Origin of the sequence: Pseudomonas wuhanensis, from assembly GCF_030687395.1 — a bacterium.
GTDB lineage: Bacteria > Pseudomonadota > Gammaproteobacteria > Pseudomonadales > Pseudomonadaceae > Aquipseudomonas > Aquipseudomonas wuhanensis.
The window spans coordinates 1,670,645-1,692,221 of record NZ_CP117430.1 but is presented as its reverse complement, the minus strand read 5'-3'; the positions used below and the strand labels follow the sequence as shown (position 1 = coordinate 1,692,221).

The window sequence follows — 21,577 nt, the reverse complement described above, 5'->3', positions numbered from 1 at the left end:
GTGACCAGCATGGAAACCGGCAACACGGGTGTCGATCCGCGCCTGAGCTTCGATGACCCGCTTCTGGACGGTCTGTTGATCCTCTGCAAACTTCATGGCGCGACGGTCAGTCGCGCCAGCCTGAGTGCCGGGCTGCCATTGGCACACCAACGCTTGAGCCTGGACCTGCTGCCGCGCGCAGCGGCCCGGGCCAGTTTGCAGGCGCGTGTGTTGCGCCGTGAACTGGGGGATATTTCCGCGCTCAACCTGCCTGTGATGCTGATCCTCAACCATGGCCGCTGCGCTATCTTGCGTCGCTTCGGCGATGACGGTCAGGCGTTGATCCTGCCGAGCGAAGCCGACGGCGGAGAACAATGGGTCAGCACGGACGAGCTGACCGCCAACTACAGCGGCCAGGCCTTGTTCGCCCGGCCGCGGCATGAACTCGAAGACTTGCGCGCGCCGCTGGTGCCGCGAGTGGAAGCGTGGTTTCGCGACACGTTGAAGTTGTCGAAGTGGCTGTACAGCGATGCGATTCTGGCGAGTTTCCTGATCAACCTGTTGGGGCTGATGGTGCCGCTGTTCGTGATGCAGACCTACGACCGGGTGGTGCCGAACCAGGCCACTTCAACGTTGTGGGTGCTGTCGATCGGCTTGCTGATCGGCACCGGGTTCGAACTGGTGCTGCGGGTGGTTCGCGCGCACTTGCTGGACACCGCCGGGAAGAAAACCGACGTGATTCTTTCGGCGACCTTGTTCGAACGCATCACCGGCATGGCGATGAAAGCGCGACCAGCGACCATCGGTGGTTTCGCCCAGAGCATTCATGACTTTCAGGGTCTGCGGGAATTTCTCACCGCCGTCACGCTGACCAGCCTGATCGACCTGCCCTTCGCGGTGTTGATGCTGGTGGTGATCGGCCTGCTCGGTGGCTGGCTGGTGGTGATTCCGCTGTTGGCCTTCCCCATCACAATCATCTTTGCCATGGTGATTCAGGCACGTCTGCGCGACACCGTGCAGAAGAGTCTGAGCCTGGGCGCCGAACGCCAGGCCCTGCTGATCGAAACCCTCGGCGGCCTGGAAACCCTCAAGGCGTGCAGCGCCGAAAGCGAACGCCAGCACACATGGGAAAGCACCCACGGCGCCCTCACCCGCCTCGACAGCCATGCGCGCAACCTCTCGGCGCTGGCCACCAACGGCACGCTGTTCATTCAGCAATTCTCCGGCATGGCGACCATCGTCGCCGGGGTCTACAGCATCATCGCCGGCAACCTCAGCGTCGGTGCGCTGGTGGCGACCTACATGCTTGGCAGCCGCGTGCTCGCGCCGCTGGGGCAGATCGCCGGGCTGATCACCCGTTATCAGCAAGCACAACTGACCATGAAAAGCACCGATGCGCTGATGTCGTTGCCGCAAGAACGTGACGCCAAACAGCGGCCATTGGAGCGCACGCAACTGCAAGGCGCACTGGCTGTCAGCGGCGTGACGTTCCACTACAACGGCCAGAACGCCCCGGCCCTGGCCAATGTCAGCTTCAGCATGAAACCCGGCGAACGGATCGGCATCATCGGCCGCAGCGGTTCGGGTAAAAGCACATTGGCGCGACTGGTGATGGGGTTCTATGCGCCGGAAGAAGGCCAGTTGCTGCTCGATGGCCTGGACCTGCGGCAACTGGACGTCGCCGACCTGCGTCAACAGATCGGCTACGTCGCCCACGACCTGCCGCTGCTGGCCGGCAGCCTGCGCGACAACCTGACCCTCGGTGCCCGTTACATCAGCGATGCGCGGATGCTTGAAGTCGCCGAACTGACCGGCGTCACCGAACTGGCTCGCCAACATCCCCAGGGCTTCGACCGGCCGGTGGGCGAACGCGGTCAGCTGCTGTCGGGCGGGCAACGGCAAGCGGTATTGTTGGCGCGGGCCTTGTTGCTCGACCCGCCGATCATGCTGCTCGATGAACCCACCAGCGCCATGGACAACAGCAGCGAAGACGTCCTGCGACAGAAACTTCACGGCTGGATTCAGGGCAAAACCCTGCTGCTGGTCACTCACCGCACCTCGATGCTCAGCCTGGTGGACCGGTTGGTGGTGCTGGACAACGGCCGGATCGTCGCCGACGGCCCCAAAGAAGCGGTCATCGATGCATTGCGCAAGGGCCGCGTTGGCTCTGCGACGGTTTAGGAGTTGCCCATGTCTGCGGATCAAGGTTCCCGTGGCTACTTCAACAGTTTCGGCAAAAGTGCCGAAGTCGAATTCATGCCGGAAACCGCCGGCGCCTCGTTGCAGGATTCGCCGCGCTGGTCGCGGATCACCGTGTGGCTGGCAGCGGCGCTGCTGATCACCGCACTGGTTTGGGCCAAGTTCGCCGTGTTGCAGGAAGTCACCACAGGTGAAGGCAAGGCGATTCCGTCGAGCAAGATTCAAGTAATCCAGAACCTGGAGGGCGGCATCGTCACGGAAATTTTCGTGCGCGAAGGGCAAATGGTGAACAAGGGCGACACCTTGCTGCGCCTGGATGACACGCGATTCCTGTCGAACAAAGGTGAAAGTGAAGCGGATCGTTATGCACTGACCGCACAGGTCGAACGGCTGTCCGCCGAAGCGGAAGGCCGGCCGTTCAAGCTGTCCGCGGAAGTGATCGCCAAGGCGCCGCAAGTGGCCGAGGACGAACGCTCGCTGTACGAACAACGCCAACGCAGACTGGCCAGCGAGCAGCGCACACTGACCGAACAACTTCGGCAGAAAACCCAGGAGCTGGCGGAATTCCGTTCCAAGCAAGGGCAGTTCAGTTCCAGCCTGGCGCTGCTGCAACAAGAGATGAACATGTCTGCGCCGCTGGTGGGCACCGGGGCGGTGTCGCCGGTGGAAATCCTGCGACTCAAACGCAGCGCGGTGGAAATCCGCGGCTCGCTGAACGCCACGACCCTGGCGATTCCCCGGGCCGAATCGGCAATCAATGAGATCAAAAGCAAGATCGATGAGTCCGAACAATCCTTCCGCTCGGACGCGGCGAAAGAGCTGAATGAGAAACGCACCGACCTGTCGAAAATCACTGCCTCGAGCATTGCCATCGACGACCGGGTGACACGCACCACGGTGGTGTCGCCGGTTCACGGCATTATCAAAATGCTGAAGGTCAATACCATCGGTGGCGTGGTTCAGCCGGGCAACGACATGGTGGAAATCGTGCCGCTGGAAGACAACCTGCTGATCGAAGCCAAGGTCCGGCCTCAAGACGTGGCGTTCCTGCACCCGGGCCAGAAAGCCATGGTCAAGTTCAGCGCTTACGACTACACGATTTATGGGGGATTGAGTGCGAAGCTGGAGCTGATCGGCGCGGATACGATCACCGATGACAAGGGCAACAGCTTTTATCTGATTCAGGTGCGGACCGATAAGAATCACTTGGGCGGGGATCTGAAACCGCTGCTGATCATTCCGGGGATGGTGGCGACGGTGGACATTATTACCGGGGAGAAAAGCGTGCTGGATTACCTGCTCAAACCGGTGTTGAAAGCCCGGACAGAGGCGATGCGCGAAAGATAGGCTGGACGCGCTCCTGTGTGATCGTTCCCACGCTCCGCGTGGGAATGCCGCCCGGGACGCTCCGCGTCCCTTCCCGGATGTGACGCAGAGCGTCACTGGATGCATTCCCACGCAGAGCGTGGGAACGATCACTATTTCGGCCCATGATTGCGCTGAAAAACCTCCTCCCCCATTGCCACAATCTGCCCCTCGATCAACGCCTCGAACGGTCGTAGCAACGGCTCGAACGTGCTCGGCGCTTCCAGGGTCTGCAACGCCTGCACAATCGCCTCCACTGTCGACAGCGCCCCCGGCCCCGGCGCCTTGCGCAGGCGATAACGCGACACCCCGCCTTCGGCCAATGTCACCCTGGGCAACGCCGCCAACAACGGATTGAGGTGCAGCATTTTGCGCGCCTTGCGCCAGGTGCCGTCCGGAACCACCAGCAGCAGCGGCTCATCATTGGCGGTGCAGGCCTGCATCGGCTGCGCCTCCTCGCCGGGAAACAGTAGCCGCGCCTGATAGCCCGGCTGATTCAGCAGCGCCGGCAGATCCTCGAACACCTCGCCCACAATCAACTCGGCATTCTTCAATCCCATCACGGCCAGCCGCGCGGTGTTCAGCGCATGGTTCACTTCGCTCGGATGCTGAAGCAGCAGCACCCGAGTGCGACTGTCGAGGCTCGGGATCAGCGGGCACAGGCAATGGGTTTGCGGGCGTAGACAGCGTGGGCATTGGATTCTGGACATCGTCTTAAGCCTGATTCAGTTGTGCTTTAAGCAGATCACGAAAGGTCTGGATCAGCGGTTCACGGCTGCGGCCACGGCGTACGATCATCGAAAACGGCGCCTGATAACCGAACGTCGCTGGCAGCAGCACGCGCAAATCACCTTTGTCGGCCCAGGCCTGGGCGTAGTGCTCCGGCAGGTAACCGATGTAGGCACCGGACAGCACCAGAATCAGCTGGGCTTCCATACTTTCCACGGTCGCCGCGCTGTGTTTGAAACCGTGGCGGGCCAGTTCGGCCTGGCTCCAATAGCCGCGACCGACCATGCGCTGCTGGGTGATGACTTGCTCGGGGATACGCCGCTCGGTGAACAGCGGATGGCGACTGCTGCAATACAGCCAGTGCTGCTCGCGGTAGAGCGGCATGTAGACCAGACCGCTCATGCGCGTGGAAAAGGCACCGATGGCCAGGTCGAGGCGGTTGTCCTGCACGCCGAGTTGCAGCTCGTAAGGGCTCATGACCGACAGATGCAAATGCACCGCCGGGTGTTCCTGACTGTAGGCACCGATGGCTTCGGCAAAGGGCAAGGCCTTATCGCTGACGGTGGAGTCGATCACGCCCAGGTTCAAGGTGCCGCGCAACTCGCCTTTGAGGGCGGCGGCGTATTGTTCGAAACCTTCGAGCTCGGCCAATAGACGCAGGGTTTCCTGATGGAACAGCTCGCCCTTGCTGGTCAGGCTGAAACCACCACGCCCGCGATGGCACAGCACCAGACCGAGGGCCGCTTCGAGCTGGCTCATGTAGGTGCTGATCGCCGAGGTCGAAAGGTTGAGCTCGTGCTGGGCGTTGGCGAACCCCTGATGGCGAACCACGCTGACGAAGATGCGCAATAGTTTCAGGTCGGGTAAAGCGTTGGCCATGGGGCTCTCCAAGCACCTAGATCGTTCCCACGCTCTGCGTGGGAATGCAGCCCGTGACGCTCTGCGTCACATGCAGGAAACAGCTGGACGCGGAGCGTCCGTGGATGCATTCCCACGCAGAGCGTGGGAACGATCACGCGTAAGAGTCTATCTCCGCCCTCGCCATTAGTTTAGAAAAATCTGAACTAAGTATTTGCCCGTAGCGATTCTTCCCGGCCACTGCATTTCGCAGAATCGGCCCCCAGCGGTGCCCGTCTCTCCCCGAGCGTGCAACCGACATAAATAAAACAACGACGATGAGGCCTTACCCGTGGACAAGATTCTTCACCAACCACTGGGCGGCAACGAAATGCCGCGCTTCGGCGGCATCGCCACCATGCTGCGACTCCCCCATTTGCCATCCGCTGCTGGCCTGGACGCTGCCTTTATCGGCATCCCGCTGGACATCGGCACTTCCCTGCGCCCCGGCACCCGTTTCGGGCCACGTGAAATCCGCGCTGAATCGGTGATGATCCGCCCGTACAACATGGCCACCGGCGCCGCGCCGTTCGATTCGCTGTCGGTTGCCGACATCGGTGATGTGGCGATCAACACCTTCAACCTGCTGGACGCCGTGCGGATCATCGAAGAGGCCTACGACAATATCCTCGAACACGATGTGATCCCCCTGACCCTCGGCGGCGATCACACCATCACCCTGCCGATCCTGCGAGCCATCCATAAAAAGCACGGCAAGGTCGGCCTGGTGCACATCGACGCTCACGCCGATGTGAACGATCACATGTTCGGCGAGAAAATCGCCCACGGCACCACCTTCCGTCGCGCGGTAGAAGAAGGTCTTCTGGATTGCGACCGCGTAGTGCAAATTGGCCTGCGGGCTCAGGGCTACACCGCTGATGACTTCAACTGGAGCCGCAATCAAGGCTTCCGTGTGGTTCAGGCCGAAGAGTGCTGGCACAAATCCCTGGCACCGCTGATGGCTGAAGTTCGCGCGAAAGTCGGCGACGGTCCGGTGTACTTGAGTTTCGATATCGACGGTATCGACCCGGCCTGGGCACCTGGCACCGGCACCCCGGAAATCGGCGGTCTGACGACCATTCAGGCGATTGAAATCGTGCGCGGCTGCCAAGGCCTCGACCTGGTCGGCTGCGATTTGGTAGAAGTCTCGCCTGCGTACGACACCACCGGTAATACCTCGCTGTTGGGCGCCAACCTGCTGTACGAAATGCTCTGCGTACTGCCGGGCGTGGTCCATCGCTGAGGATCGGTCATGAGCGAACGTGATCAGGTACTCAAAGCCGCCGCCGAGCTGGTATCGGCCTTTGCCCGTAACGATCGCGAAGCCTACTTCGGCGCATTCAGCGTCGACGCCAGCTTCGTGTTCTACACCCTCGAGCAGCCCCTGCTGTCGCGCGATGCCTATCAGGCGTTGTGGGACAGCTGGCGCGCCGAGGACGGCTTCGAGGTGCTGTCGTGCACCTCGAGCAACGCCTTCGTCAGCCTGCTGGGTGACGTGGCGATTTTCATCCATGACGTGGCCACCGAGCTGCGCATGCAAGGGGAGCAACACTTCAGCCAGGAGCGCGAGACGATTGTTTTCAAGAAACAGACGTCTGGCCAAGAACAACAAGGCCTATGGCTGGCCTGCCATGAACATTTGTCCGCAATGCCGGAAGGGCTGCCACCCCCTTAGCCAAACAGGTGACGCTCACGCACGATGAGCGCGCCTTTATGATCGGAGCAGATCATGAATAACAACAACAAAGACCAAAGCCTTACGCAAATCGAAACCTACGGGGTCGAACAGATCCCGGACAACGAACGCACCGCAGGCCCGACGGACTTGTTCCGGATGATCTTCGGCGGTTCGAATACCTTTGCCACCGCCGTGCTCGGCAGCTTCCCGGTACTGTTCGGCCTGTCTTTTCAGGCGGGCGTCTGGGCGATTGTGCTGGGCGTGTTGCTGGGTTCGCTGATCCTTGCGCCGATGGGCCTGTTCGGGCCGCTCAATGGCACCAACAACGCCGTGTCGTCCGGTGCGCACTTCGGCGTGCATGGGCGGATCGTCGGTTCGTTCCTGTCGCTACTGACTGCCATCGCCTTTTTCTCGCTCTCGGTGTGGAGCTCGGGTGATGCGTTGATCGGTGGCGCCAAACGCCTGATCGGCTTGCCGGAAACCGACCTGACCCTGGGCCTGGCCTACGGCCTGTTCGCGATCCTGGTGCTGACGGTGTGCATCTACGGTTTCCGCTTCCTGCTGTGGGTCAACAAGATCGCCGTGTGGAGCGCCAGCCTGTTGTTCCTGTTGGGCATCTTCGCCTTCGCCGGTCCTTTCGATGTGAACTACGCCGGCAGCGTCAGCGTTGGTCAACCGGGTTTCTGGGCGGCCTTCATCGGCGCGGCCCTGGTAGCGATGAGCAACCCGATTTCCTTCGGGGCGTTCCTCGGCGACTGGTCGCGCTACATCCCGCGTGACACCTCCAAGCGCCGGATCATGGCTGCCGTGGTGATCTCGCAGGTCGCCACCTTCATCCCGTTCCTGTTCGGCCTCGCCACCGCCACCATCGTCGCGATCAAGGCACCGGACTACATCGCGGCCAACAACTACGTCGGCGGTCTGCTGGCGGTGTCGCCGAGCTGGTTCTTCCTGCCGGTGTGCCTGATTGCGGTGATCGGCGGCATGTCCACCGGCACCACCTCGCTGTATGGCACCGGGCTGGACATGTCCAGCGTGTTCCCGAGGGTGCTGTCGCGGGTCAAGGCCACGCTGCTGATTGGCGTGATGTCGATTGCTTTCATCTTCATCGGGCGCTTTGCGGCGAACCTGGTGCAGAGCGTGTCGACCTTCGCCGTGCTGATCATCACCTGCACCACTCCGTGGATGGTGATCATGATCATCGGCCTGCTGGTGCGTCGCGGCTTCTACTGCCCGGACGACCTGCAAGTGTTCACCCGCGGCGAGAAAGGTGGCCGCTACTGGTTCACCCACGGCTGGAACTGGCGTGGCCTGGGTGCCTGGATCCCGAGTGCGCTGGTGGGTTTGTGCTTCGTGAACCTGCCGGGGCAGTTTGTCGGGCCACTCGGGAATCTGGCGGGCGGCATCGACATCAGCCTGCCGGTGACCCTCGGCCTGGCCTCGCTGGTGTACCTGACGCTGCTGAGCCTGTTCCCGGAACCGGCTGCGGTGTTCGGGCCGAATGATGCACGCAGCAAGGGCACGGATTCGCTCGGTAAACCGGCGATTCGACAGGCCGCCTGATTCAACGCATTAGCTGTGGTCAACGCATTACCTGTGGGAGCGAGGCTTGCCCGCGATGAACGATGACGCGGTCCGCCTGACAGATCGCGGCGCTCCCATCGCGGGCAAGCCACGCTCCCACAGGAATTGGTACTCCCACAAAGATTGATTTTCGCCTCACCATAAAAAAGACAATCGGAGACACGCCATCATGGCTTTGGATTTATTCGTCGTACTCATCTACGCCGCCGCGATGCTGATACTCGGCTACTACGGCATGCGCAAGGCCAAGACCAACGAAGACTTTTTGGTCGCCGGTCGCAACCTCGGCCCGAGCCTGTACATGGGCACCATGGCTGCTACCGTTCTGGGCGGCGCATCTACCGTCGGCACCGTGCGCCTGGGCTACGTCCATGGCATCTCCGGTTTCTGGCTCTGCGCAGCCCTCGGTTGCGGGATCGTGGCGCTGAACCTGTTCCTCGCCAAACCGCTGCTGAAACTGAAAATCTACACCGTTACCCAGGTACTGGAGAAACGCTATAACCCGATGGCCCGCACCGCGAGCGCGGTGATCATGCTGGCGTATGCGCTGATGATCGGCGTGGTCTCGATCCTGGCCATTGGCACCGTGTTGCAAGTGCTGTTCGACCTGCCGTTCTGGCTGTCGGTATTGGTCGGCGGTGGCGTGGTGGTGATTTATTCCGCGATCGGTGGCATGTGGTCCCTGACCCTGACCGACATCGTCCAGTTCATCATCAAGACCGTGGGCCTGATGTTCATCCTGTTGCCAATCTGCCTGTACCGCGTCGGTGGTTGGGATGAATTGGTGTTGAAGCTGCCGGCAACCGCCTTCAGCTTCACCACGATTGGCTGGGACACCATCATCACCTACTTCATGATCTACTTCTTCGGGATCCTGATCGGCCAAGACATCTGGCAGCGTGTGTTCACCGTCAAAAGCGCCAAAGTGGCTCAGGTCGCCGGTACATTCGCAGGCTTCTACTGCATCCTTTACGGACTGGCCTGCGCCCTGATCGGCATGGCCGCTCATGTACTGATCCCGGACCTGGACAACGTCAACAATGCCTTTGCGGCCATCGTCAAACTGTCCCTGCCGGACGGTATCCGTGGCCTGGTAATCGCTGCGGCACTGGCCGCCATGATGTCCACCGCCAGCGCCGGCCTGCTCGCCGCCGCCACCACCCTGACCGAAGACCTGCTGCCGAAACTGCGCGGCGGTAAACAGTCGAGTCTGGGTATCAACCGCCTGTTCACCCTGCTGACCGGCATCGCCGTGCTGGGTATCGCGCTGGTGGTGAACGACGTGATCAGCGCCCTGACCCTGGCCTACAACCTGTTGGTGGGCGGCATGCTGATCCCGCTGATCGGTGCAATCTTCTGGAAACGCGCAACCACCGCCGGCGCTATCGCCAGCATGGGCATGGGCTTCGCCACCGCGCTGCTGTTCATGGTCAAGGATGGTATGGACGCCAACACCCCGATCTACTACAGCCTGGGCGTTGGTCTGGTGAGCTTCGTGCTGGTCAGCTTGCTGTCCCGTCGCCCGGCACCGGTGGCGAGCGCCGCCTAAGCTTAAACATGACGACTTGATGCTTTCTTCGACGGGTGTGGCGTCGGTTGCCACACCCGTTTTTTTTCGTCTGGAGAATCACTTATGAAGATCGTCAGCCGCGATCAGTGGTTCGAGGTCAAACAGTTCAGCGACGGTATACGCCTGATTCACGAGCCTTACATTCGGCCTTTTTACCGCTGCAACCTCTGGCACATTCAGGGGCGTGACAAGGATTTGCTGCTGGACAGCGGTTCCGGGCTGGTCAGCCTGCGCGAGCAGTTGCCGTGGATCACCGAACGACCACTGGTGGCGGTGGCCAGCCATTGCCACTTCGACCACATCGCCGGGCATCACGAATTCCCCGAACGGCTGGTACACCCGGCCGAAGCACAGATCCTTGCCGAACCCGACGGCGACAACACCCTGAGCAAGGCTTTCGTCGGTGATGACATGTTCGAGGCTCACCCCGACTGCCCGTTGTGCTACGCCGAATACCAAGTCAAAGCCGCACCGGCCACGGGTTTGATCGAAGAAGGCGACGTGCTCGATCTCGGTAATCGAGTCCTGCAAGTGCTGCACACGCCAGGGCATTCACCGGGCGGCATCAGCCTGTTTGAGGCGGCGACCGAAACCCTGTTCAGCGGCGACATCATTTACGACGGGCCACTGATCGAAAACGCCTACCACTCCAACCTCGACGACTACGCCCGCAGCCTGCAACGCTTGCGCGCGCTGCCGATCCGCACGGTGCACGGCGGGCATTTCGGGAGTTTTTCCGGGGAGTATTTGCGCAAGATGATAGACGAGTGGCAGCGTCGGCACGCCTGAAGCCTGCTGTACTCAGCACCAGGGACAACAACAATAACGCCCTCGAAGAACAACCATGACCAGAGACGCCGTTCGTACAGCCGTGCACCACTTCATCAGCCGCCTGCTGGAGGGCCGGGATGACTTCGACGACAACACTCATCTAGTGCAGTTGGGGTTGGATAGAGAAGATATTGAAGAACTGATCTTCCATCTGGAGGATCAGCTGGGTTTGACGGCATCTACCGCCGAAGAAGACCGGATGCTCAAGACCGCGACGACCGTCGACGACTTGAGCCGGTTTTTGATTGAGATCGGGCGGTATTGAAACGGATTGCTAAATACATCCGATGGACCGAATGAACCTCTGTGGCGAGGGAGCTTGCTCCCGCTCGATTGCGCAGCAATCGCAAGCTGCACTCGCGCTCAACCTGACCCACCTGAGTGGCGATGAATGGGGCCGATACGCGCCCCAGCGGGAGCAAGCTCCCTCGCCACAGGTGATTTGCCAGACTTACCGGCGGCGCTGCTGGCGGCGACGTTGTTCGTCGTCAGTGCGAATTGGTATGGGTTGCAGAGGCGGTTCGATCAAACCGAGTGCGACACCCAGGTCATGCAGCCAGTTTTGGATTTTCTCTTTCATGATGCCCCCCTTCAGGGTCGTGCCGAGCGGCCGAAGTTCTGTAGCCCCTTCGCACTGATAATAGTCCGAAGTCCTACGCAATGCTCGTCCAACATCGCAATGATCTGTTACTGAATTGATCCAAATCCTTGGACGTTCGTTCAAGCAAATGCCTGGGCCTGAATCGCTGCCGACGGATACACCGCCTGCTGCTGCTCGATCCATGCATTCAGGTTGGCGCCGACCATGCCCTTGCGCCACATCAGCCAAGTGGTCGCGCTGGCGAACGGCTCGGCCAACGGGTGCACTGCCACACTTTCGCGCCCCGGCAGGCTGGCGAGCATCGACTCCGACATCAGCGCTACGCCGGAGCCGGCGATCACGCAGGCGAGCATTCCCGGATAAGACTCGATCTCCATCGCCCGGCCCATGGCCGCGTGATCATGGGCGAACCAGGCTTCCAGACGCATCCGATAGGAACAGCCCTGCCGAAACGTAAACACCGAACGTCCTTCGACATCCAGCGCGCTGCGTACCGGCGGATGATCGGCCTCGCTGATCAGCACCAGCCGTTCGTCGCACAACGGCACGCCATCGAGCCCGGCCAGTTCCAGCGGGCCGTCCACCAGCGCCGCATCGAGGCGTCCGGTGAGCAGACCTTCGAGCAATTCGCCGCTGGGTCCCGATTGCACTTGCAGGTTCACCGCCGGATAGCGGCGGTGATAACGCGCCAACAGCTCTGGCAGGTGAATCGCAGCGGTGCTGTACATGGTGCCAAGGACAAAATCCCCGGCCGGTTGCCCGCCCTGCACCGCCGCGTGGGCCTCGTCGTGCAAGGCGAACAGCTTGGCGGTGTAGTCCAAGAGGACTTTTCCCGCAGGTGACAACTGCAAACGCTGACGCTCGCGTACGAACAGTTCGACACCGAGTTGCTCTTCGAGCTGCTTGAGCCGGGTCGACAGGTTGGATGGCACACGATGCAGGCGTTCAGCAGCGCGGGTAATGGAGCCCTCCTCCGCCACCGCCTGGAAGATCCGCAATTGGCTGAATTCCACGCCATTCTCCAAATCAGAACAAGTTTCTCACTATTATTCATTTTTAAAGAAAGTCAATCAGTCCTAGCCTGACGGTCATTGATCCTCGAAACGGAACTCAGACCATGTCCCCTCTGATTCGCTTAACCGCCAGCTTTATCGCCCTGATGATGGCCATGGGCATCGGGCGTTTCGCCCTGACGCCGCAACTGCCCCACTTGCTCAGCGAAGGTCAGATCGACCTGACTGCCGCTGGTCTGATTGCCGCCGCCAACTACCTCGGCTACTTCGTCGGCGCGGTGGACGCGATGTTCGCCCGGCGCCCCGACCAGGTTCGTCGGCGCCTGCTCGGCGGTTTGTGGCTTTGTGTTTTGCTGACCCTGGCCTCGTTCTGGGCCGACGGGTTCTGGTCGCATCTGGTGCTGCGTTTCGGCACCGGCGTGGCCAGCGCCTGGGTATTGGTGATGATTACCGCATTGAGCCAACCGCTGGCAGCGGCGGCCGGTCGTCCGCGACTCGGCGCCTTGGTGTTTGCCGGACCGGGTCTGGGGATTTTTCTGACAGGGTTATTGGCCTTGGGCTCAAACCTGCTGGGGCAGACGTCCGCGACCTTGTGGCTGGTGTATGCCGGTGTCGGGCTGGTCATGCTGCTGGGGATTCTGCCGTTCCTGCCGCAGCCGGCCGGCCCTTCCTCTGCGACACCGCTTGCCGTTACATCGGGCACCCAAGGTGTCGGACGTTTACCGGTGATTTATGGTCTGTACGGTTTGGGCTACATCATCCCGGCCACTTTCCTCTCGCAAATGGCCAGCGCGCAGTTCCATGGGCAATGGCAAGCCGATCTGTTCTGGCCATGCTTCGGCCTGGCGGCAGCAATCGGGGTGGTGTTGGTGAGCCTGCGTCGGCACAACCCGAATGCCACTCGCCATTGGCTGATGGCAACGCTGTGGCTGCAAGCCGCCGGGGTGTTTGCTTGCCTGTTGGGCAGCGGTGTCGGCCTGGCGCTGGGGGTGATCCTGTGTGGCGGGCCGTTCCTGGCCTGCATGCAACTGGTGATGCAGCGCTCCCGGGAACTGGCGCCCCATGCCACCCAGCGCAACGCCGGGCTGCTGACTGCGTGCTTCGCCGTGGGTCAGCTCAGCGGGCCGTTGCTGGCCGCGCTGAGCAGTCATTTCAGCGGGGGCTTGCAACCCGCGCTGGTGATCGCCGGCAGCGGTTTGCTCATCGCAGGAGCCCTGTTGCTACGCCCGGTCAGGGTTGCCCAAGTGCTTTGCGCAAACGACGGCGGACCCACTGTTCTGCACTCACAAAAGTGATTCCGAGCAGAACCAGCACCGCGCCGATCACAAAGTTTAGGCTCAGTTCTTCGCCCAGCAGCACCACGCCGAACGTGACGCCGAACAGCGGCGTCATGAACGAAAACACCGCCAGGTTCGCCGCCAGATAACGGCGCAGCAGCCAGAACCAGGTCAGGTAACTGAAGAACGACACCACCAACCCTTGGAACAACACACTGGCCACGGCAACAGTGGTCAGGCTGACATGGGTGACCTGCCCGCTGAGGATCGCGATCAACAGCAGGCCGACGAAGCCGACGATCAGTTGATAAAACAGCGTCAGGGTCACCGGCGCTTCCGACAGACGCGAGGCGCGCACCACCACGGTGGTTGCGCCCCATGAGGCGCCGGCCAGCACGCCCAACGCATCGCCCATCAGCATGCGGTGGTCGAGGTTGTCCCACGACACACCACCGGCAAACGCAACGGCAATGCCGACGAAGGCAAGAAAAATCCCCAGCCACTGCACCGGTCTTAAACGCTCACTCGGCAGCAGCCAATGCACGCCCAACGCGGTGAAAATCGGCGCGGTGTAGAGGAACACCGACATGTGCGCCGCCGTGGTCAATTGCAGGCCTTCGGCTATGAAGAAGAACTCCAGACCAAACAACGCTCCCGCCAGCAAGCCGCCGCGCCAGGTAGTACCGACCTGATCCCAACCGCCCTTCCAGCAGATCAACAATCCTACGAGCAACGCGGAAATACCCGACCGCCCCGCCGCTTGCATGACCGGCGCGATGTCGGGCGCGGCCCATTTGATCATCACCTGTTGCACGCCCCAGATCAGGCACAGCCCGACCATCACTTGCAGGGCAAATCCATCGGCGCTACGCCGGGTGGCGCTCACCGAAACACCTCGACAACACAATCCATGGCAGTGACTCGACAGTAAAAGCAAAGCCCCGGCCTTCTGGCTGAGCAGAGTGCCGGGGCGAAAAATTATGCCGTCGATTATTAACCAGATGGACAGAAAAAGGTGTCTGCAAAAGACCTTTAAATCGCCGCTTGCGTCATCCCGCTATGACCAGCGCCGCCGACTGCTGTGCCTGCTCGCGCTTGGCCAGCGCGAAAAACAGGGCGCCGCCAAGGAAGCAGCCGGTAAACCAAGCGAAGTTGGCCATCGGCTGCAGGACTGGAATGAACGTGATCGCTACGCCCATCAGGGTGGCCGGAATCAACGCCTTGACCGCCGTCCAGTTAACCCCGCCGCTGTAGTAATAACGCCCGCTCGGGCCGTCGTTGAACAGTGCATCGACGTCGATCTGCTGTTTTTTGATCAGGTAGTAATCCACCAGCAGAATCCCGAACAGCGGCCCGATGAATGCCGCCAGCACGTCGAGGGTGTAGTGAATCACTTCGGGGTTGTTGAACAGGTTCCACGGGGTGATGAAAATCGAAGCCACGGCGGCGATCATGCCGCCGGCGCGCCAGCTGATTTTGCTCGGGGCGACGTTGGCGAAGTCGAACGCCGGGGACACGAAATTGGCGACGATATTGATACCAATGGTCGCCGTAACGAAGGCAAAGGCGCCAAGCAGCACCGCCACGCTGTTGTCGATGCGCGCCACGGTGGCGATCGGGTCGTGAAGCATTTCACCGAACACCGGCAAGGTGCCGGAAACGATCACCACGGTCACCAGTGAGAACGCCAGAAAATTCACCGGCAAGCCCCAGAAATTGCCGCGTCGCACGTCGTTCATGCTGCGGCAGTAGCGACTGAAATCGCCGAAGTTCAGGGTCGGACCGGAAAAGTACGACACCACCAACGCCGTTGCCACGATCACTTGGCCGAAGGCTTCCCAGCCAGACAGAGACTTTTCCGCGAGAGTGAAACTGATGTTGCTCCAGCCGGCCTGCCAGACGATCCAGCCGGCGAGCAGGAACATCACGCCGTAGACCACCGGGCCGGCCCAGTCGATGAAGCGGCGGATCGACTCCATGCCAGTCCAGAACACCAGCGCCTGGACGAACCACAGGCTGAGGAAACCGAACCAGCCAAGGTAGGACAAACCGGCAAAGTGCGGTTCGGCGTAGGCCGCCATTGAAGGGAAAAACCGCAGCACGACGATGATCAGGGCACTGGACGCCAGGTACGTCTGAATCCCGTACCAGGCCACCGCGATCAGGCCGCGAATGACCGCAGGAATATTCGCCCCGAACACCCCGAACGCCAGTCGGCAGATCACCGGATACGGCACCGCCGCCTGTTGGCTCGGTTTAGCCACTAGGTTGGCAATCAACTGCACGATGCAAATCCCGCCCAGCAAGGCAATCAACACCTGCCAACTGGCCAGCCCCAGCGCAAACAAACTGGCGGCGAACACATAGCCACCGACGCTGTGTACGTCACTCATCCAGAAGGCAAAGATGTTGTACCAATTCCATTTCTGCGGCAGCGGCCCCAGGTCCTGGTTATACAGGCGTGGGCTGTAGCCGTTGGGCAATTGCTCGGTCATCGCAGGGCTCCTCGAAAGTACAGGCGCGGCCCCCGAGATTGATGTGGCGACCACACTGCGTACGGGAGCTGGCATGGTTTGTATACGAGTTGCTACGCAGAATGCGTGCCATACGAACTAAAGGTGTGACAGATCAGCCTTTAAACTCTGTTCAGAGCAAAGCATTTAGGACGTAGAGGGGGTGGTAATGCCCATGAACAGGGCGTCAGCGCCTGCAAACGGTGCAGGGTTTTATGTATACAACAGAGATGGATGACTGCTGCGCAGTCAATCGCGAGCAGGCCCACATTGGATTTGTGGTGAACCGAGGAGTTTGCGCCCGACGCTTACCGCAGGCTGCGAGTCAAAAGATCGCAACCTGCGGCAGCTCTTACAGGGGCCGGTGTAAGGTCAGCTGAGTTCGATACGATCAGCGTGAATGACGATCTGGCCGTTCTTGTACAACGCACCGATGGCCTTTTTGAAGTTGCCCTTGCTGACGCCGAACATACTGCTGATCAGGGTCGGGTCGCTCTTGTCGCTGACTGGCAGGGTGCCGTTGTTGTCGCGCAACTTGGCGAGAATCTTCGAGTTCAGACTGGTGGCGGCTTCTTCGCCCACCGGTTGCAGGCTCAGGCTGATCTTGCCGTCGGCGCGGACTTCTTTGATAAAGCCCTTCTCTTCTTTACCGGCGCGCATGAACTTGAAGATTTCGTTCTTGTGGATCAGGCCCCAATGCTTGTTGTTGATGATTGCCTTGAAGCCCATATCGGTCGCTTCGGCCACCAGCAAATCAACTTCCTGGCCAGGAGTGTAGTTGGCCGGGGTCTTGTCCAGGTAGCGGTCCAGACGCGCCGTCGCGGTGATGCGTCGCGTGTGTTTGTCGAGGTAGACATGCACCACGACATACTCGCCGGCCGTCATCTGGCGCTTTTCTTCGGAATACGGCAGCAGCAGATCCTTCGGCAAACCCCAATCCAGGAACACGCCGATGCTGTTGACTTCAACGACTTTCAAACTGGCAAATTCACCGACCTGAACTTTCGGCTTTTCGGTGGTAGCGATAAGTTTGTCATCGCTGTCCAGATAAATAAAAACGTTGAGCCAGTCTTCATCTTCGCTGGGAATATCTTTGGGGATATAACGATTAGGCAGAAGGATTTCGCCATCCGCGCCACCGTCCAGATATAAACCGAAGTTAGTGTGTTTAACCACTTGCAAACTGTTGTAGCGCCCGACTAAAGCCATGTCCAATACCCTCATTGCGTGGGCGGCATTCTACCCGGTTTTGCGGGCGGCGTTCGGCGGCCGGCCCGATGGCGCAAGAAAATCCGTCGAAGGCCTTAATTTTCCTGGGTTTTGCCGCGTGCATTTGGCCGCTCGTCAGGCCGTTCGGCTGTTCCTCCCCCTCGCCAGCCCATCCCAAAAGCGCTTTATCCTCACTTGAGTTCTTAGTTAAAACAGCAGCTTAGGGGAACATTGCGAATAATAACTTGCGATAAATTGCGTTGCTCCAATGTGTATTTCGGGAGGATATTTACCAAGCAATTGTCAAGTATTTCCTGTACGATGCCTGGCCAAGTTAATTTCTACAGGTTAATGGCCGCCATGCGTGTAAAAGCATCCAACAGCAAAGCAAAGCCAGCTCCAGCCGTTGAAACCAGCGAATCGATCAACAACCAGATCGCTGCGTTCCTGAAGTCTGGCGGCGAGATCCAGCAAATTGCCAAAGGCGTCAGCGGCCAGACGTTCGGCCCGTCCAAGCAGATCACGCTGGGCAAGAAGTAATTCCCCCGCGTTAACTGGTCCCTAAGCGCTTTGAGCTTCGAAGCGCTTGGACTGGAACCCTCCCGCAATACCCCATAAAACAAATCAATATTTCAAAAATCGACGAACGGCCCTCGATGCCGAACATTCGTCGGTATGCTTGCACGTGTCTGGATCAAGCGTTTCAGCAGGTTTTCAGCACCTGCTCCTCGCTGTTCATGGAGTGACGCATGTTCAAGCCCTCTCTTTTCCTGCTCGGCAGCCTGCTGTGGTATTCGGTCGCCCAGGCGCAAGTCTTCCAGCGCGAACTGGGCGACTTCGATCTCAAGCTCGCGACCACCCCCAGCCGCAGCATGGCCCAAGGTCTGGTTAAGCCCTCGACGTCCGGCTCGTTCCATGGTGGCCTCGACCTGAGTCACGACAGCGGCTTCTACGTGGGTCAATGGTCCCCCAGCATGGGACTGAGCCCGTCGAGCAACCTTGAAGTCGATTCCTACATGGGCTTTAAACAGCCTTTCGATCACTCCCTCGGCTACGAAGTGGGCATGATCCATTACAGCTACCCGAAAGCGGACACCCTCGACAGCCAGGAGCTGTTCGGCGGCCTGACCCTGCTGGGCAGTCGCTTCGGCGCGGCCTTCAGCAACGACCCGGACAAACAGAACAGCACCCTGTTCGCCGACCTCAGTGGCAATCAGCCGTTCGGCATCGGGATCAGCCTGAAATACACCACCCACCAACTCAACACACCAGTATCCGTCGACGATGGGTATGTAGGCAGTTTTACCGACTGGTCAGTGAAATTGTCCCGGCCGTTCATGGGCATCGATCTGGACTTGATCTACAGTGATTCAAACCTGAGCGGCAGTGATTGCTCCGCCTATTCCGGCCACAACACCGAGTGCGACGGCCTGGTCACGCTCAAGGCTGCACACAGTTTCTATTAATCGGCTGAACCGCCGGGTTCATCCCGCGATCACACAAGAGAACCCTTAAAGAAACCAGGTCTTCGCAAGGACTCGCCATGTCGCACTGGTGGAAACAGATCGGCGTCATCATCACCCTCAGCCTTACCGTCGCCGCGTGCAGCCGCGTGGGGCTGGCTTACCGCAATCTCGACGTGATCATTCCCTGGACGCTCAGCGACTATCTGGACATGAACCACGAGCAAAAAGACTGGTTCAACGAACGCCTCAAAGAACACCTGAGCTGGCACTGCACCACGCAATTGCCTGGTTACCTCGACTGGCTGGATCGCTTACAGGCCATGGTCGAAGCCAACCAGATCACCGACGTCGCACTGCAAACCCGCACCCAGGAAGCCAAACAGGCCATCGCCGAAACCGCCCGGGCAATCACCCCGTCGGCCATCGAGCTGTTGCAGGGCCTTGATGACAAGCAAGTCGCGGAAATGAACGATGCCTTCGCCAAGGACCAGCGCAAACGCCAGGAGGCCTACCTAAAACCGTCGCTGGAGCAACAGATCAGCGCGCGGAGCAAGCGCATGGAGAAACGCCTGAATGTCTGGCTCGGCCCGCTCAGCCCAACCCAACAGCAACGGGTAGTGGCCTGGTCGAATGCCCTGGGTGATCAGAACAAACAATGGATTGGCAACCGCGCCCATTGGCAACAGCAATTCAGCGCGGCAGTCGCGCAACGGCAGAGCCCAGAATTCCCACAGCGAATCGAGACACTTCTGGTGAATCGCGAGAGCTTGTGGACGCCCGCTTACCGCGAGGCCTTCGCCAACACCGAAGCCCAGGCTCGGGCGCTGTTGGTGGACGTGATGGCCGAGAGCACGCCGGTTCAGCGTGAGCAGTTGCTGAAGAAGATTGAAGGCGTGCGTAAGGATTTCACTGATTTGAAATGCCTGAAGGCGACGCGGCAGGGTTAATCGCCCCACCACAATCCCATGTGGGAGCGGGCTTGCTCGCGAATGCGGTTTAACATTCAAAATCTTTGTCGAATGTCACACCGCATTCGCGGGCAAGCCTCGCTCCCACAGGTAAGCGTCGTTCACACATTTTGTGAACGACACAAAACCTGTGGGAGCGAGGCTTGCCCGCGAAGCTTTTTACGGTATCAGGCAATCTGCGCCTTCGACGCCACCTCATCAAACGTCAATTCATCCAGCGCATCCTCCTGTTCATCCAGCACCTGCCGCGGATGCTCATTCCCCGGAATGCTGCTGTCGATCAGGCTCAACAAACTCGAACCCCGAGGCGTCAAAATGTAGTTCTCGCCATTGCCACCCTGATCTTCTGGCCGAGGTTCGATATAGCCCCGTAGCAACAGTAACTTTTCGTACTCGCCAGCCACCGTTTTCAGGTGATCCAGGTTCTCAAACGGCTCCCCCGCGGCAGCTTTCGCCGCCGCATACTGCTCGGCGTAGGGCCGTGGAGTGAAATTGTGGCCGGCGCTGTTCTGCACTTCATGCAGCAAGCGCTCAATCAAATCCCAGTTATAAGTCGTCATCCTGATCAACCTCCAGTGCCCGCGAGTGAAATGGCCTTCATAGGTTGTGACCGACAGGGAGGGCAGCCGTTCAGCCGAGGTATTTCGCCCGACCGACCGGCGGCCTGTCGATTTGAGCCCAGGCCAAACGACTAGGCTATGTAAGACGATTTACCCCTCTGCGCGGATCGACTTTCGCCAAAGCATGCAGGAGAAATCACCATGAACATTCAGAATCATCCGGTCGTGTCCCGAGAAGAATGGCTCGCCGCCCGCAAACAACACCTGGCACACGAAAAAGCCTTCACCAAGGAACGAGACAAACTCAGCGCCGAACGCCGCGCCCTGCCCTGGGTGAAGATTGACAAGGATTATCACTTCCAGGGCCCGAACGGCGAATTGAAGCTGGTCGACCTGTTCGGCGGCCGCAGCCAATTGATCATCTATCACTTCATGTTCGCCGCAGGCTGGGACGAAGGCTGCCCGGGTTGCTCGTTCCTGTCCGACCACATCGACGGCGCCAACCAACACCTGGCCCATCACGATGTAGCCGTGGTCGCGGTTTCCCACGCACCGTTCGCCGAATTCCAATCCTTCAAACAGCGCATGGGCTGGAAATTCGACTGGGTATCGTCCGAAGGCTGCGACTTCAACTACGACTTTGGCGTCTCAGCCCGAGCCGAAGACGTCGCCGCCGGAAAGGCTACCTACAACTACGAAAAATCTGACGGCGCCGAAGAAGAACTTCCTGGGCTCAGCGTGTTTTATCGCAATGAAGCGGGGGAGATTTTCCACACCTATTCTACCTATGCCCGAGGCCTGGACCTGCTGGTCGGCACTTACAACTACCTCGACCTCACGCCCAAGGGGCGTAATGAAGAGGAAATCATGGATTGGGTGAGGCATCACGACCGGTATGAGGACAAGGCACCGGCCAGTTGCTGCCATGGGGGGTAGACTACCAATCCCTTGTGGGAGCGAGCCTGCTCGCGATGGCTGACTGACACTCAACATTGATGTCGACTGATACACCGCTATCGCGAGCAGGCTCGCTCCCACAGGTGTTGGCGGTGTTTATTAATCCGCAAATCGCCTCAGGCTTTCTGACCTCATCGGGATATTTCCCCTACATCAAGTTCAGATCCAGCGCTCTATACCT

At 59.9% G+C, this 21,577-nt stretch carries 22 protein-coding genes; 14 read left to right on the top strand and 8 right to left on the bottom strand.

Annotated elements, in window-relative coordinates; genetic code table 11:
• Both PSH88_RS07775 and PSH88_RS07770 read left to right on the top strand, forming a co-directional pair.
• Complete coding sequence (locus PSH88_RS07775; protein WP_305483502.1) at positions 1-2,160, top strand: type I secretion system permease/ATPase; 2,160 nt, start codon at positions 1-3, stop codon at positions 2,158-2,160.
• 9 nt (positions 2,161-2,169) lie between these two features.
• Complete coding sequence (locus PSH88_RS07770) at positions 2,170-3,525, top strand: HlyD family type I secretion periplasmic adaptor subunit (RefSeq protein WP_305425651.1); 1,356 nt, start codon at positions 2,170-2,172, stop codon at positions 3,523-3,525.
• 131 nt (positions 3,526-3,656) lie between these two features.
• Here the strand turns inward: PSH88_RS07770 and PSH88_RS07765 are convergent, their stop codons facing one another.
• The gene (locus PSH88_RS07765) at positions 3,657-4,253 is read right to left on the bottom strand and encodes a tRNA-uridine aminocarboxypropyltransferase (RefSeq protein ID WP_305425650.1); all 597 of its coding nucleotides are present in this window, start codon (positions 4,251-4,253) and stop codon (positions 3,657-3,659) included.
• A gap of 4 nt (positions 4,254-4,257) precedes the next feature.
• Positions 4,258-5,151 (bottom strand): LysR family transcriptional regulator, encoded by an 894-nt coding sequence (locus PSH88_RS07760; RefSeq protein ID WP_258620607.1) that lies wholly within the window; start codon positions 5,149-5,151, stop codon positions 4,258-4,260.
• A 310-nt stretch (positions 5,152-5,461) separates the two neighbouring features.
• Between PSH88_RS07760 and speB the strand changes: the two genes are divergently transcribed.
• From speB to PSH88_RS07730, 6 genes are all read left to right on the top strand, one after another.
• On the top strand, positions 5,462-6,412 hold the full coding sequence (gene speB / locus PSH88_RS07755) for an agmatinase (protein WP_019648049.1): 951 nt from the start codon (positions 5,462-5,464) through the stop codon (positions 6,410-6,412).
• Between the two features lie 9 nt (positions 6,413-6,421).
• Positions 6,422-6,844 carry a YybH family protein gene (locus tag PSH88_RS07750; protein WP_305425649.1) on the top strand — a complete coding sequence of 141 codons (423 nt, stop codon included), beginning with the start codon at positions 6,422-6,424 and terminating at the stop codon, positions 6,842-6,844.
• 54 nt (positions 6,845-6,898) lie between these two features.
• Positions 6,899-8,410, top strand: a complete 1,512-nt coding sequence (locus PSH88_RS07745) for a purine-cytosine permease family protein (protein WP_305425648.1) — start codon at positions 6,899-6,901, stop codon at positions 8,408-8,410.
• Positions 8,411-8,600: 190 nt separating this feature from the next.
• Positions 8,601-9,980: a sodium:solute symporter family protein gene (locus PSH88_RS07740; RefSeq protein ID WP_305425647.1), complete on the top strand. Its 1,380-nt coding sequence runs from the start codon at positions 8,601-8,603 to the stop codon at positions 9,978-9,980.
• Between the two features lie 84 nt (positions 9,981-10,064).
• A complete protein-coding gene (locus PSH88_RS07735) occupies positions 10,065-10,790 on the top strand; it encodes an MBL fold metallo-hydrolase (protein WP_305425646.1) in 726 nt (241 codons plus the stop codon).
• A 55-nt stretch (positions 10,791-10,845) separates the two neighbouring features.
• Positions 10,846-11,097, top strand: a complete 252-nt coding sequence (locus tag PSH88_RS07730) for an acyl carrier protein (protein ID WP_305425645.1) — start codon at positions 10,846-10,848, stop codon at positions 11,095-11,097.
• A 186-nt stretch (positions 11,098-11,283) separates the two neighbouring features.
• Here the strand turns inward: PSH88_RS07730 and PSH88_RS07725 are convergent, their stop codons facing one another.
• Together PSH88_RS07725 and ptrR are read right to left on the bottom strand one after the other, a co-directional pair.
• Complete coding sequence (locus PSH88_RS07725) at positions 11,284-11,412, bottom strand: PA1414 family protein (RefSeq protein WP_007905120.1); 129 nt, start codon at positions 11,410-11,412, stop codon at positions 11,284-11,286.
• 140 nt (positions 11,413-11,552) lie between these two features.
• The gene (ptrR, locus tag PSH88_RS07720) at positions 11,553-12,446 is read right to left on the bottom strand and encodes a putrescine utilization regulator PtrR (protein WP_305425644.1); all 894 of its coding nucleotides are present in this window, start codon (positions 12,444-12,446) and stop codon (positions 11,553-11,555) included.
• Positions 12,447-12,550: 104 nt separating this feature from the next.
• On the opposite strand from ptrR, the gene PSH88_RS07715 reads away from it, so the two are divergent.
• The gene (locus tag PSH88_RS07715) at positions 12,551-13,741 is read left to right on the top strand and encodes an MFS transporter (RefSeq protein ID WP_305425643.1); all 1,191 of its coding nucleotides are present in this window, start codon (positions 12,551-12,553) and stop codon (positions 13,739-13,741) included.
• On the opposite strand, the gene PSH88_RS07710 is transcribed toward PSH88_RS07715, so the two are convergent.
• The 3 genes from PSH88_RS07710 to PSH88_RS07700 all read right to left on the bottom strand — a co-directional run bounded on the left by PSH88_RS07710 (position 13,677) and on the right by PSH88_RS07700 (position 17,445).
• Positions 13,677-14,609, bottom strand: a complete 933-nt coding sequence (locus tag PSH88_RS07710) for a DMT family transporter (protein ID WP_305425641.1) — start codon at positions 14,607-14,609, stop codon at positions 13,677-13,679. The two genes, PSH88_RS07715 and PSH88_RS07710, sit on opposite strands and share 65 nt — an antisense overlap.
• A gap of 163 nt (positions 14,610-14,772) precedes the next feature.
• The gene (locus tag PSH88_RS07705; protein WP_305425639.1) at positions 14,773-16,218 is read right to left on the bottom strand and encodes an NCS1 family nucleobase:cation symporter-1; all 1,446 of its coding nucleotides are present in this window, start codon (positions 16,216-16,218) and stop codon (positions 14,773-14,775) included.
• 390 nt (positions 16,219-16,608) lie between these two features.
• Positions 16,609-17,445 (bottom strand): CvfB family protein, encoded by an 837-nt coding sequence (locus PSH88_RS07700; RefSeq protein ID WP_030131899.1) that lies wholly within the window; start codon positions 17,443-17,445, stop codon positions 16,609-16,611.
• Here PSH88_RS07700 and PSH88_RS07695 point away from each other — a divergent pair.
• The 4 genes from PSH88_RS07695 to PSH88_RS07680 all read left to right on the top strand — a co-directional run bounded on the left by PSH88_RS07695 (position 17,444) and on the right by PSH88_RS07680 (position 19,858).
• Entirely contained in the window at positions 17,444-17,644 is a 201-nt protein-coding gene (locus PSH88_RS07695) for a hypothetical protein (protein WP_305425637.1), read from the top strand. The genes PSH88_RS07700 and PSH88_RS07695 overlap by 2 nt on opposite strands.
• 152 nt (positions 17,645-17,796) lie before the next feature.
• Positions 17,797-17,985, top strand: a complete 189-nt coding sequence (locus PSH88_RS07690) for a hypothetical protein (protein WP_017337097.1) — start codon at positions 17,797-17,799, stop codon at positions 17,983-17,985.
• A 209-nt stretch (positions 17,986-18,194) separates the two neighbouring features.
• The gene (locus tag PSH88_RS07685) at positions 18,195-18,911 is read left to right on the top strand and encodes a TorF family putative porin (protein ID WP_305425635.1); all 717 of its coding nucleotides are present in this window, start codon (positions 18,195-18,197) and stop codon (positions 18,909-18,911) included.
• Positions 18,912-18,988: 77 nt separating this feature from the next.
• A complete protein-coding gene (locus PSH88_RS07680; protein WP_305425633.1) occupies positions 18,989-19,858 on the top strand; it encodes a DUF6279 family lipoprotein in 870 nt (289 codons plus the stop codon).
• Between the two features lie 188 nt (positions 19,859-20,046).
• On the opposite strand, the gene PSH88_RS07675 is transcribed toward PSH88_RS07680, so the two are convergent.
• Entirely contained in the window at positions 20,047-20,439 is a 393-nt protein-coding gene (locus tag PSH88_RS07675) for a transcriptional regulator (protein WP_305483501.1), read from the bottom strand.
• A gap of 201 nt (positions 20,440-20,640) precedes the next feature.
• On the opposite strand from PSH88_RS07675, the gene PSH88_RS07670 reads away from it, so the two are divergent.
• Positions 20,641-21,375 (top strand): DUF899 domain-containing protein, encoded by a 735-nt coding sequence (locus tag PSH88_RS07670; RefSeq protein ID WP_305425632.1) that lies wholly within the window; start codon positions 20,641-20,643, stop codon positions 21,373-21,375.
• Positions 21,376-21,577 lie beyond the last annotated feature (202 nt).